Annotated in this window: 10 protein-coding genes; 1 reads left to right on the top strand and 9 read right to left on the bottom strand. The window is 38.9% G+C overall.

Annotated features, from left to right (window positions below):
* Positions 1–95: 95 nt before the first annotated feature.
* The 7 genes from PPA04_RS02040 to PPA04_RS02070 all read right to left on the bottom strand — a co-directional run bounded on the left by PPA04_RS02040 (position 96) and on the right by PPA04_RS02070 (position 8746).
* A complete protein-coding gene (locus PPA04_RS02040; RefSeq protein WP_057784336.1) occupies positions 96–1526 on the bottom strand; it encodes a sensor histidine kinase in 1431 nt (476 codons plus the stop codon).
* Positions 1495–2214, bottom strand: a complete 720-nt coding sequence (locus tag PPA04_RS02045) for a response regulator transcription factor (RefSeq protein ID WP_057784335.1) — start codon at positions 2212–2214, stop codon at positions 1495–1497. Before PPA04_RS02045 ends, PPA04_RS02040 begins: the two co-directional genes overlap by 32 nt.
* Before the next feature lie 29 nt (positions 2215–2243).
* A protein-coding gene (gene prfB, locus PPA04_RS02050) for a peptide chain release factor 2 (protein WP_147206685.1) occupies positions 2244–3360 on the bottom strand; the annotation gives its coding sequence in 2 pieces (ribosomal slippage) (positions 2244–3287 and positions 3289–3360; 1116 coding nt in all).
* 83 nt (positions 3361–3443) lie between these two features.
* The gene (gene secA / locus PPA04_RS02055) at positions 3444–5810 is read right to left on the bottom strand and encodes a preprotein translocase subunit SecA (RefSeq protein WP_057784333.1); all 2367 of its coding nucleotides are present in this window, start codon (positions 5808–5810) and stop codon (positions 3444–3446) included.
* Between the two features lie 230 nt (positions 5811–6040).
* Positions 6041–6604 (bottom strand): ribosome hibernation-promoting factor, HPF/YfiA family, encoded by a 564-nt coding sequence (gene hpf, locus PPA04_RS02060; protein ID WP_057784332.1) that lies wholly within the window; start codon positions 6602–6604, stop codon positions 6041–6043.
* A 137-nt stretch (positions 6605–6741) separates the two neighbouring features.
* On the bottom strand, positions 6742–7431 hold the full coding sequence (locus PPA04_RS02065; protein WP_057784331.1) for a ComF family protein: 690 nt from the start codon (positions 7429–7431) through the stop codon (positions 6742–6744).
* On the bottom strand, positions 7397–8746 hold the full coding sequence (locus PPA04_RS02070; protein ID WP_057784330.1) for an ATP-dependent helicase ComFA: 1350 nt from the start codon (positions 8744–8746) through the stop codon (positions 7397–7399). Before PPA04_RS02070 ends, PPA04_RS02065 begins: the two co-directional genes overlap by 35 nt.
* A 48-nt stretch (positions 8747–8794) precedes the next feature.
* Here PPA04_RS02070 and PPA04_RS02075 point away from each other — a divergent pair, with 48 nt between their 5' ends.
* The gene (locus tag PPA04_RS02075) at positions 8795–9439 is read left to right on the top strand and encodes a YigZ family protein (RefSeq protein WP_057784329.1); all 645 of its coding nucleotides are present in this window, start codon (positions 8795–8797) and stop codon (positions 9437–9439) included.
* 33 nt (positions 9440–9472) lie between these two features.
* Here PPA04_RS02075 and PPA04_RS02080 read toward each other — a convergent pair whose 3' ends face one another.
* Positions 9473–10681, bottom strand: a complete 1209-nt coding sequence (locus tag PPA04_RS02080) for a glycosyltransferase family 4 protein (RefSeq protein ID WP_057784328.1) — start codon at positions 10679–10681, stop codon at positions 9473–9475.
* 248 nt (positions 10682–10929) lie between these two features.
* On the bottom strand, positions 10930–12765 hold the full coding sequence (gene kimA / locus PPA04_RS02085; RefSeq protein ID WP_057784327.1) for a potassium transporter KimA: 1836 nt from the start codon (positions 12763–12765) through the stop codon (positions 10930–10932).
* Between the last annotated feature and the right edge of the window lie 406 nt (positions 12766–13171).

Here is a 13171-nt window from a genome sequence, read left to right on the forward strand (position 1 = left end):
TTGTTCATGTAAAGGTTGTGTAAAGATTAAAACGCAAAAAAGGCACTAAATCACGAACCTTGTCATGATTTAGTGCCTGTATATTAGTAATGTTTTTATATTTCTGTATTTGGATGCCAAGTTTTAGGAAAGGTTAAAATAAATTTAGAACCCTTACCCACTTCAGAATTGAGGCGAATTTCGCCACCTAGGTTTTTGACACTTTCAGCTACAATTGGCAGTCCTAAACCAGTACCACTGATTAATTCACCTGATTTATTGGAACTGACTCGATAAAAACGTTCAAAAACTTTATGTTGTTCATCAGCTGCGATCCCAATTCCGTCATCTTCTACAATTAGTTGCCAGCGATTATTAGTCTCTGCATAGGATAACGTAACTTGTCCATGAGGGTGATTATAGCGAATACCATTGGCCACCAAATTTTTAATGATTTGGCCTAACTGTTGAGAATCAGTTTGAACTGTCACATCCTTAGGAATCTTATTGGAGACCGTGACCTGGTGTAGCTGAATCCCACGATGCAAAAGATCAATTTCTTCCTGTCCTAAAGCGGCTAACTCACAATCCGAAATTTGTAATGACTGTTCATCATCTGATTGCGTCCTTGAAATTGATAAAATATCATCAGCCAATCGAACTAATTTTCGACTTTCTTTTTGAATAATACTTAAAAATTCATCCAATTTGTCTGGATCATTCTTCGCACCATTCATCAGAGTTTCTGCAAATCCAGAAATGGCGGTTATTGGCGTCCTTAGCTCATGACTAGCATTGCTGACAAAATTCAACTGCATTTGTTCCACAGTCCAAGCCTCAGTAATATCATACAATAACACAATCACCTCAAAACGATGGTGAACTTGTTTATTATAAACAACGGTTGCCTCAACCACTTTTTCACTAGGTTCTCGTTTCAAGTGAAGGATCCGGTGATGACTGCGTTTCGTCTCAAAAGTTCGTTCAATCAATGCCTGAAGTTCTCTTTGTTTGATATCCATTGTATAAGGGTGCGGATCCGATTTAATTTGCAACTGCAATAAATCTACCGTAGCCGGGTTCGCCAATTGGACTTCACGATGCCGATTAATTACCAACACACCCACCGGTAAATTGTTCACAATGGCTTTTAGTTCATTACCTTGATTCGTCAGATTATGGATTTGATGGCGATCATGGGATTCAATTTTGTTGACGGTCATCGTGAGTTCATAAAACGGATCATCTTTTGGTAACACAATTTGGCTAGCTTTTTCACCATTCAAAACTTCTTGCAGTTTTTCGTTTAAAGCGTCTTGACGCATTTGCGACTGGCGCAAATTACTCCAATAAACAACTACTTCAATAGCAGTCACAAAAATTGTAATAGCAAACAGTAAGATATAGTTAATTTCTTTTGTACTAAAACTATGCTGCCCCTTTTGAACTGCTCTTAACACTAAAAAAGCCATCAACAGGTTCCCGACAAAACTAGTCAGAAAAAAACGCAACGTTCTATTCAGCAGTCTTTTTTGTATTGAATTCATATCCAAAGCCTCTCACTGTTAAAATTAATTTTGCATTTTTGGGATCATCTTCAATTTTGTCGCGTAAATGACTAATGTGAATATCCACCATCCGCGTCTGGCCTGCATAATCGTAACCCCAAACGGCATTTAATATCCGTTCGCGACTTAAAACCCGATCCGCATGATCCCATAAATAAACCAGCAATTTGTATTCATTAGGTGTTAAGGCTACTTTTTGGTGGTTTTTTTGGACTTCATAACGGTCTAAATTTAACGAAAGATTACCTAAATACCGAATTTCTTGACTGGTCTCAATCGGCGCAACCTTTTTTTGACCATTTTCCGTTCGGCGTAAAATTGCTTTAATTCTTGCCACTAGTTCTCGAGGACTAAATGGTTTTGTCAGATAATCATCCGCACCAATTTCAAAACCAATTATTTTATCTAGTTCGTTATTTTTAGCTGTCAAAATAATAATTGGTGTTTCTTCTTGAGTTCCTCGGATGCGTCGAATTGCCTCTAAGCCATCAATTCCTGGCAACATTAAATCCATCACAATCAAATCAGCTTGCTTGGTTCTTAGCCAAGCCAAAGCTTGTAAACCGGATCCGACGCTTTCAACTTGAAAGCCAGCCTCGTTCAAGTTATACGTAAGTAACGTAACAATTGAAGGCTCATCATCGACAATTAAGATCTTTTTATTCATCAAACCCGCCTCCACTTGTTTGCCTGACATTACTTTGGATTTGCCTGTTGTAGTTTCCATTGAAGATAGGCATCGATGAACCCATCTAGATCCCCATCCATCACGCCGGAAACATTGGCTGTTTCGTAGTTAGTCCGATGATCTTTAACCATGGAATACGGGTGAAAAACGTACGACCGAATTTGTGATCCCCAACCAATTTCTAGTTGTTTACCTTCAATAGCAGCTTTCTGCTCTGCTTTTTTCTGTTCTTCACGTTCATACAATTTAGCACGCAACATAGCCATCGCTGTTTGTCGATTTTGCAATTGTGAACGTTGGGCTTGACTAGCCACCACAATACCGGTCGGTAAATGCGTAATCCGTACGGCTGAGGAAGTTTTGTTAACATGTTGCCCACCAGCACCACTTGAACGATAAACATCAACTCGCAAGTCATCCGGTTTTATATCAACTTCGACAGAATCATCCAGTTCTGGCATAACATCCACGGATGCAAATGAAGTGTGCCGTCTACCCGCCGCATCGAAGGGAGAAATTCGTACGAGCCGGTGCACACCCTTTTCAGATCGTAAATAACCATAAGCATTATGGCCAGCAATGACCACACTCACACTGTTCAGTCCGGCAACGTCACCAGCCTGATAATCTTCAATTGAAACAGTAAAATTGTGTTGTTCTGCCCATCTTGTGTACATTCTTAAAAGCATTGATCCCCAGTCTTGAGATTCTGTTCCCCCGGCTCCGGGGTGAATTTCAAGAATAGCGTTATTAGCATCATACTTACCATTTAAAAGAAGGCCCAGTCGATATTCCCTTAAAGCTTTTTGTGTACTCGTAAATGAATTCTCAAATTCTGCTTGCATGTCAGGATCGGCTTCAAGTTCAAGAAGTTCTTCAGTTACTTCTAAGTTTTCTACTTGTGATTGAAGATCATGAAACTGATCATATTTTTGCTTTAAGATATTCGTTTCGTCAATTAACTTCTGTGCTTTTGCTTGATCATTCCAAAAATTGGGTTCTCCCATCTTGGCCTCATTGATAGAAATACTTTCACTTAGTTTATCGAAGTCAAAGCGACCCCCTAAAGTCAGCGACTTCTTGTTTCATTTGATTAATTTGCTTTTTTGTTTCACTTAATTCCATTTTTTTAGCTCCTTAAATTTAACCTTAAAAAAAGATTGGCCAAAACATAGTGTTTTGATGCCAACCTTTCTTTCTGAACCAAATTATCGTTGGATATTTTGACGAATCTCTGACTTCAAGAACAGACGAGTTGCATCATATTCAATATCTGAAACCATTTCTTCAAACATACGATAACCATCAGATTGATATTCAACTAATGGGTTTAATTGACCATAACCACGTAAACCAATTGATTGACGGAGTTGGTCCATTGCATCAATATGCTCAGTCCAATGGGCATCAACAACACGCAAAATAACAACCTTTTCAAACTCCAACATTTGTGCTGGATCATAGAGCTGCTTTTCTTTTTGAGCATAGATTTCCTTTGCTCTGTCCAATAAGTATCCCTTAATTTCCTCTGATGTTTTACCTGCAAAATCGCTAAGCCCAATACTATCTTCATTAACCATATTCGATTTAGCAAAATCTAAAATAGTTTCTAGATCCCACTTCTTCTTGTCAGGTCCTTGGGTGTGCACATCCACAACTTGGTTGACAGTCCGCTCAATCATTGGCACCATGACATTCTTCAAAGAAGTTTTTGCCATGATAACACGCTGACGTTCGCCATAAATAACCTCACGTTGCGCACGCATCACATCATCGTACTGTAAAACATTCTTACGAGAATCGTAGTTATTACCTTCGACTCGTTTCTGGGCAGACTCAACTTGTTTGGTAATCATGCGACTTTGAATCACCGCATCATCATCAGAAACTTTAAGTCGTTGCAATAAATTCTTAATTCGTTCGGAACCAAAACGAATCATCAAATCATCTTCAAGTGATAAATAGAATTGAGACATACCTGGATCACCTTGACGACCTGAACGGCCACGAAGCTGATTATCAATTCGTCGTGACTCATGACGCTCAGTACCAATTACGGCCAGTCCACCTAATTCCTTAACCCCAGGGCCTAACTTGATATCAGTTCCTCGACCAGCCATATTAGTTGCAATCGTTACAGCACCTTTTTGACCGGCATTCATAATGATCTCAGCTTCCTTGGCATGGTTCTTTGCATTCAAAACAACATGTGGAATTTTTTCTTCATCCAACAAATGTGACAAATGTTCAGAAGTTTCAACCGCCACAGTACCTATCAACATTGGTTGTCCTTTGGCATGCAACTGCTTGATCTCATTTACAACAGCATTAAATTTACTTTCCAAGGTTGGATAAAGAAGATCAGGACGATCATCTCTGATCATTGGACGGTTAGTTGGAATAGAGATAACTTCCATGTTATAAATTTCACGAAATTCTTCTTGTTCAGTTTTAGCAGTACCGGTCATCCCTGATAGTTTATGATACATACGGAACAAGTTTTGATAAGTGATATTGGCCATGGTCTTGGTTTCTTCTTGAATCTCAACGTTTTCCTTGGCTTCAATGGCTTGATGCAGCCCATCAGAGAATCGACGACCTTGCATAACTCGTCCTGTAAATTGATCAACAATTAAAGCTTCACCGTCTTGCACAACGTAATCTTTGTCTTTTAACATGATGTAATTAGCACGTAACGCTTGATCCAAATGATGAGTTAACGAAGCGTTATCCACATCATAAAGGTTTTCTAGATTGAAATACTTTTCAGCCTTTTCAATTCCATTATCAGTTAAAGAAATTGATTTTGATTCCCAATCGATCTTGTAATCTTTTTCAGCCGTCAATGTTTTTGCAAAGCGATCCGCACGACGATACATATGAGTACCATTTTCTGATTGTCCAGAAATAATCAATGGTGTTCGGGCTTCATCAATTAAAATGGAATCAACTTCATCAATGATCGCAAAATTCAATGGTCGTTGAACCATATCTTCTTGGTAAACAACCATGTTATCCCGTAAATAATCGAAACCAATTTCACTATTGGTTGAATACGTAATATCAGCCGCATAGGCAGCTCGTTTTTCTTCTGGTGATTTTTCTGCAATGTTTAAGCCCACGCTCAAACCGAGCCAGTTATATAACTCACCCATTTCAGTCGCGTCACGGCCAGATAAGTATTCATTAACTGTGACAACATGAACACCTTTACCAGCCAAAGCGTTCAGATAAACTGGCATTGTAGCAGTTAAGGTTTTTCCTTCACCAGTTTTCATTTCAGCAATATTACCTTCATGCAAGACAATACCACCCATGATTTGGACATGGAATGGGAAAAGACCAAGCACACGTTTGGCACCCTCACGAGCAACCGCAAAAGCTTCTGGTAAGATGTCATCTAAAGTCTCACCATTTTTTAAACGTGCTTTAAGTGCAGGTGTTTTTGCTTGTAGATCTGTATCAGATAATTGACTGTACTCATCTTTATATGCTTCAACTTTGTTAGCCAAACGGTCCAAACGTCTTTGGTCACGTTTATCACTTTCAACCCATTTTCTTAATACATTAGCCATTCAACAGTTCCCCTCTTAAATCTAAACTTTTTCATTTTTTAAATTACATATTTGTTATTCTAAAAACTTGTAGACCATATAACATTTTAACATTACTACGCCTATTTTTAAACAAAAGAGTTAAGAACCTCGCATTAACTATACAAAAAGAACTGAAAATCAAGAAATCAGATTTGAAATCACACTCAAATCGATCACTTTCTTTTCAGTTCACAGGTTATTTTATTTAACTAATCATCAGATTCAATCAAGCCATAACGGCCATCATTACGACGATAGACAATGTTAACAGCATCAGATTCAGCATCTTGATAGATAAAGAAATCATGTCCCAACATATCCATTTGTAAAACGGCCTCTTCGCTGTCCATTGGTTTTAGTGAAACACGTTTTGTTCTTACAATATCAAATTTTGATTCAGATGAATCTGTATCTTCATCATCGGCATCAAGATCTGCACCGGGAACTTCAACGCCTTTATATCCCTTTTCACGAGATTTACGATTAATTTTTGTTTTATATTTGCGGATCTGGCGCTCCAACTTATCAGTGACCAAATCAACACTTGCATACAGATCAGGTGATGTTTCTTCAGCTCTCAGTACCAAATATGGAAGTGGAATTGTAACTTCAACCTTGGCTGTCTTGTCTGGATGAACCTTTAGATTTACATGAGCCTTAGCATTCACACTAGAATCAAAATATTTTTCTAGTTTACTAATGCGTTTTTCCACATAATTTCTAATTGCTTCTGTCACTTCAATATTTTCGCCACGTACATTAAAATCAAGCATAAATCTTCTCTCCCTTCAGTAGCAAGCATTTGTGCTCGCCCAAACACGATATTGAAAGGACCACTCTTCTAATATCTTGCTTAATTCCATTATAAATGAAAACGCTATTATTAACAAATAAAAACGAAAAAAATTTATTATCGACATAACGTCACACTGTCAACTTTGCGACATCCCGCCGCATACAGCGTTTCGGCAGCATGTCGAAGCGTTCGTCCTGTGGTATAAACGTCGTCGAGTAACAAAATACTTTTATTTTTAATCTGTTCCGGACATTCTACATCAATTTGAAAATGATTACTAGTTTTCAAGCGTTCTCGTCGTTTCTTTTGTGACTGTCTTTTTTCCTTCTTTTGACGATCCATCACAAGAAGGTCCGTTGTGGAGAGCTCTGTAAGTAATCCAGTCACTTGATTAAACCCACGCGTTTGCCAGGTTTGGCGATCTATCGGTAAAGCCACTAAAAAGTCCACCTCTGTCTGCATGCCAATAAAATGAGAAAAAGTGACATCAAAAACGTGCCGTAATTGATAATTACCTTGGAATTTATAATCGTGCATATACGTTTTCATTGCTTCATCATATTGAAATAATGCTCGATTTGAAAAATCATAAGTTGTTTTAGCTTGCCATTTTAGACAATCTTGGCATAATTTTCGAGAATTTTGCTGCCGACCACACCCTTCACAGCTCATCTCCCGATCAATTTTATGAAAGGCCACTAAGCAATCTGAACAAGTTGTTGTAACCCTTTTCTTTTGGGGTAACATCAGAAAACCTAGCGGCCATGATTCACGTATTTGGCGATGACACAGCAGACAGTCCATTTTCTTCCTCCTTTGCCTTGTGGTTAACAAACTTTATTTGTTGAATGGCTTTTTTCACAGACCGAGATAGTCCCGCACAAATAAACAAAACGTTACCTGTGGGGCGTTTCGGACTCCGACCCACCCGACCAGCTATTTGAACCAAAGCAGCTGAAGAAAAAGTATCATCATCTGCACCAAGCACACAAACATCAATTTCCGGGAAAGTCACCCCGCGTTCTAAAATAGTCGTCGTAATAAGCCCATTAACTTCGTGATCACGCATCAATTGCACTTTTTCTAATCGTTGATCGTCTGCCGAAAAAACGGTTGTCACGTACAATTTGGGAAAAGCTTGATTGACTGCCTTTTGCACAAACTCTAGATGACTAATGTGCGGAACAAATAATAGAAATTGTCGCTTAGATTCTTCACACTGTTTAAGAAACTGTTTCACGGCACTTGGCAATTTCTTGTTTTGGATTTTACCATACCAGTTTAAGGCTAACTTTGTTTGAATTTCCGGCAGTGGAAAGCCATGAAAACGACGCGGTAAATAGCTAACTTGTAGTTGCTTTTGATGAACCTTTTTTAATAACTCATCACCAGGAGTAGCTGTTAAAAACAAACAGGAACCCGTTGTCTTCTTAGCTTGTGCTGTCGCAAATAACAGTTGCTTATTTTGCGCATAGGGAAATGCATCTACCTCATCAATAATCAAAACATCAAAAGCATGGTAAAATCTTAATAGTTGATGGGTTGTGGCAATTGTCAATTGTGTGTAGCGGTAGGGTTCAGTTTGCCGCCCATGCAAAAGCGTAATCTCTACATGTTGAAAAGCGGCTTGCAGCCGTGGGAAAAGTTCTAAGCAAACATCTACTCGTGGCGATGCCAAACAAACTCTTTTACCATCCTTAAGTGCTTCATTGATTCCCGGGAAAAGCATTTCCGTTTTTCCGGCTCCAGTGACCGCCCAAAGCAAATGATCTCGACCTTGTTGAAACGAGTGAATAACTTCTTTTGAACAGCGTTTTTGACTGGTTGTTAATTGCCCTTGCCACGTTAAGTAGTGATCCAACTTTTTGAAATGATTGGGTTCCACTAAAGTGAAGAAATTATCTAAAGTAGTTACCCGCCCTAATTGAATACAGGCGGGACAATAAAATTCTTCATGTGGTAGCGCAACTTGCGCTTTAACTAACCAAGTATTGCATCGTAGGCAACGCACTCGTTTTTCTGATACAAGCATGGTTGGCATTTTTCTTAGTTTAAACGTCGTATTTTTCTCTGCTCGTGACATGAGTACTAAACGACCATAAAAATCAGATTTTTCCATTTTTCATCCCCAGTTAATAACATACGTAAAAGAAAGGTGATATTTTTTATGACAAGTAATTTTATTACAATTTCAAAAAACGGCTCTCATGAACTTGAGATAAAAAAATCACGCTTCATTGCTACGGGATTTCGCATTCAAACCGAACCAGACGTCAACCAGTTTCTCACTCAAATCAAAACAACCCATCACAAGGCTAATCACCATTGCTTTGCTTACATGCTTGGCAATGATAATCATATTCAACGGGCAAGTGACGACGGGGAGCCTTCAGGGACAGCAGGGGTTCCAATTTTAGAAGTCCTTCAAAAAAATGAGGTGCACAACGTTTTAGTCGTCGTTACCAGATACTTTGGTGGTATTAAATTAGGTGCTGGTGGTTTGATCCGAGCATACAGTAATTCAACCTCGCAATTATTAGATGAAATCGGGTTAGTTGAACGTATTGAACAAACCGATTTGCTTCTTACCATTGATTATTCACAGTTTGATCCACTCACACACTGGTTAAGCGTTCATAAACTAATGATTCAGGATACACAATACACTGAAAAGGTCCAAGTTACGGTTCCTGTAGCGACACCACAAGTTGAAAATTTTGAAAAAAAGCTCACCGATTTTTTCAATGGTCGCATTTCATTTCAATCTCAAGCCAACCAATTTAATGAAATTCCTTTAGATAATAAGCATTAAAAAATCTGCCCAAATATGAATCGGACAGATTTTTTAATGCTTATCTTTTTGATGAGACTCAGAACTAGCCTTTTTTTCTTTTTCTTGCTTTTGTGCTTCTCTAATCTTTGCAACTCGCTGCTTTTCTTCTCGCTCAGTTTCGAGTTGATTACTGGCTTCTTTAGACGTATTCGAAGTCACAATCTTTTGAATCCAGTTTAAAAGTGGCCGCCGATCCTGTCCCACAAGCCCGATTGCCTCCACAAACAGCTCCAGACCAATTAAAATTCCAATGGTGAGCAAAACAGAGCCCCAAATAGGAGAAATTGGATAAAGTAACGCAATAAATGAAAAAATAAGTGAAATACCATAGATCACAAAAACTGTTTGCCGATGCGTTAACCCCATTTGCATCAATCGATGGTGTAAATGACGTTTATCCGCATGTGAAATTGACTGTTTATTCAAAATTCGTCGTAGCATTGCAAAAACGGTATCCGTAATTGGCACACCTAAAATCATCACAGGAATAATGACAGATATAAACGTTGCATTTTTTAACCCTGACAATGAGAAAACGGATATCATAAATCCAATAAATAGAGCCCCAGTATCGCCCAAATAAATTCGCGCCGGAAAGAAATTATAAGGCAAAAAGCCAATTTCTGCTGCTACCAGTGTAAAAATCATCACAACTGTGTAAATATTTGGCGTCGGCAAGAAGAACAAACCTGTTACCCCAGTTGTAAATAGAGCAATAATCGAAACTCCGGTAGCCAAACCATCCAACCCATCAATTAAATTAATGGCATTCGTGATTGCTGCAATCCATAGATAAGTAATCGGAAAACTCAACCAGCCTAAACCAACCGTGCCTAAAAATGGTATCGTCAACGTGGTCATTCGTACATTTGCAAAAACAAAGACTTCTATTGCCGCAAGTGAAATCCCGATCATTTTTTGATAAGGTTTTAACACAAAAATATCATCAATCACACCAGTAATCACGATGATACATTCGCCGCCAAAGATGCCCCATAACTGTCGGGTTGGGATTTGCGCTCGCAACAAAAAGAAAGTTGCAAAATTAAAAGCCAAGAAAATTGCCAACCCACCCATCGTGGGCATGGGAATCTTGTTTACTCGTCTTGCAGAAGGCTCATCCACAGCGCCAACTTTAAAAGCGAGTCGTCTAACAAACGGTGTTAACACAGCAGATATAATTGCTGTAGCAAATAAACTTACAATAATTTCAAATCGCATGTTAGACCTCTTTTCTAGATATTATAACTATTATACAAACCCCACAAACGTAACACAAGTTCAATTCAAGATAACATGACTACTTTAAATCAAACAAAAGAAAGAGAAAAAATTCGGTTTGTTTCTGGGTATAGCCTAAACTAAGCGGAAAAATCTGGCCTTTCCAACATTTTAGAAATATAAAGAGGCCGCGCAAAAACATAATTTTTGCGCGGCCTCTTATTCACACACTTAAAATAATAAGCTTTTTACTCATTTAAATGGTAATGATACGTTGAAACAATGATATTTTCTCGTGAATTCAACGCTGCTCGTAATCGCAAACCAGTTTGGTTATGCAAAATATTTTGCCAAGGTCGACGGGGCACAAATTGTGGCACAAGCACAGTCGTGGTGTAGTTTCTTTCTGCCGCGCGACGTGCAATGACATCACAAAAACGTAATGTTGGATTAGCAATTGAACGATAGGATGAATGAATATCCACAAACCTAACATCCGGATACTCTGCCTTGAATTCAACCGCCGTTTTGTGCTCTTTTTTGGGATCCGCATCAAAGGAAACGTGCATGGCAATGACATAGTCCCCAATCGAACGGGCATAATTAATGGCTCCTGCTGTCACTCTCGTTACGTTGCTGACTAACACAATGACTGTTGATCCATCATAGTCATGCAGCTGAACTTTTCCTTTAGCCGCAATTCTGAGCTGCTTAGCCACTTTAACGTAGTGTTGATGAATTTTATAAAACAAACGTAAAAGAGCTGGCATAACAATTAGATATGGCCAAACATTGCCAAAATGTAAGAAGAACAAGCAGATAACCAGACCAAATGATAAAGCCGCACCAAGTAAATTAGCTGATGACTTTAATAACCAGTGTCCGGTTCGCTCACGGAACCAATGAATGATCATCCCTGATTGTGAAAGTGTAAATGGGACGAAAACTCCGACGGCATATAATGGAATTAAGAGACTAGTTTGACCATGGAAAATGATAATTAAAACAATCGCTCCGACCGCTAAAGAAATAATACCGTTTGAATAGCCTAAACGATCTCCCCGATCCATATAGGCATGGGGCATATATTTATCTTTGGCCAAATTGTAAGCCAACATCGGAAAGGCCGAAAATCCAGTATTTGCGGCCACAGCTAAAATCAAAGCTGTTGATAACTGCAATAAGTAGAATAATAAACCGTGACCAAACACGCTTTCCCCAATTTGAGAAAGGACAGTTTGATTAGCGTTTGGTAAAATTCCACCAGCATAACTTAGAAAGGTAATTCCGGCAAAGAAGACAGCCAAAATTAACGCCATAATAGCTAATGTGTTGGCCGCATTTTTTCTTCGTGGTCGCTTGAAGTTAGGAACCGCATTACTAATTGCTTCAACCCCAGTTAAGGATGAGGAACCTGATGACAATGCCTTTAAGAAAAGGACAACTGTCATCCCTGGTACGGCCGATCCAACACTGGCCGCAGCGTGGGCAACTACTCGTCCGGTAATAATATTGAAAAAGCCTACCCCAATCATAATTGTGATCATAATGATGAACAGGTATACCGGGAAAGTTAAAAACGAGGCTGAATCACGTAGGCCACGTAAATTAAGTGCCATAATTCCGATTACAATCAAAATTGCGATGGGCACCGCATAGGCATGCAAACTTGGAATTGCCGAAGTAATGGCTTCGGTTCCTGAAGTCACACTAACAGCAACGGTTAGCATGTAATCAACTAATAAAGATCCTCCAGCTACTAATCCAGCAGATTGTCCCCAGTTGGTGCTGGCCACAACATATGCCCCACCACCTGATGGATAGGCATTGATGATCTGCCGGTATGAAATCGTAATCGCGAATAGCAGAACCAACACAATTCCTGCAACCGGTAATGCATACCAAGTCGCTGCCGCCGAAAGAACCAACAAAACGGAAAGAATTTGTTCAGTTCCGTAAGCGATAGATGACAAAGCATCTGATGACAATAAAGCTAAGGCTCTAAACTTTGTTAATGATTGTCCACCCTCGTCCAAAGTCTTAAGCGGTTTTCCAATCAAGAGCCGTTTTAGATAACGCCACATTTTATAATGCTCCTCTACAAAAATAAAATTAACCCGAGCAAAAACTCGGGCAGTGCAAATCAAAAATAAGTTTACTACAAATGAACTTGTTATACTATATCAAGTTTTCATACTTTCATGAAATTAGCTTACGTAAAGCAAAACTAATTACCTCGCAGTCCATTCAAACACATCTCACAATGAAGTGCAACTTTAATATTCATTTCCATTTTTCAATTTAAGTTTACGTGTTTTTTGAGGATCTAAAGGTTGAAAGTATCAAAATTATTATATCAGTGTGTTGATCGCAAAGATTAGACTTAGTCTGAAAGCAAATGGGCTCAGTAGTGTCGTTTATCTTAGCGGGTTTCCTTAGATAAAGGCCGAGCTTGGGGACGTGGCTTGCGGCACCAAGTCGTGCCCACTA

The organism is Pediococcus parvulus, assembly GCF_007990205.1.
Lineage (GTDB): Bacteria > Bacillota > Bacilli > Lactobacillales > Lactobacillaceae > Pediococcus > Pediococcus parvulus.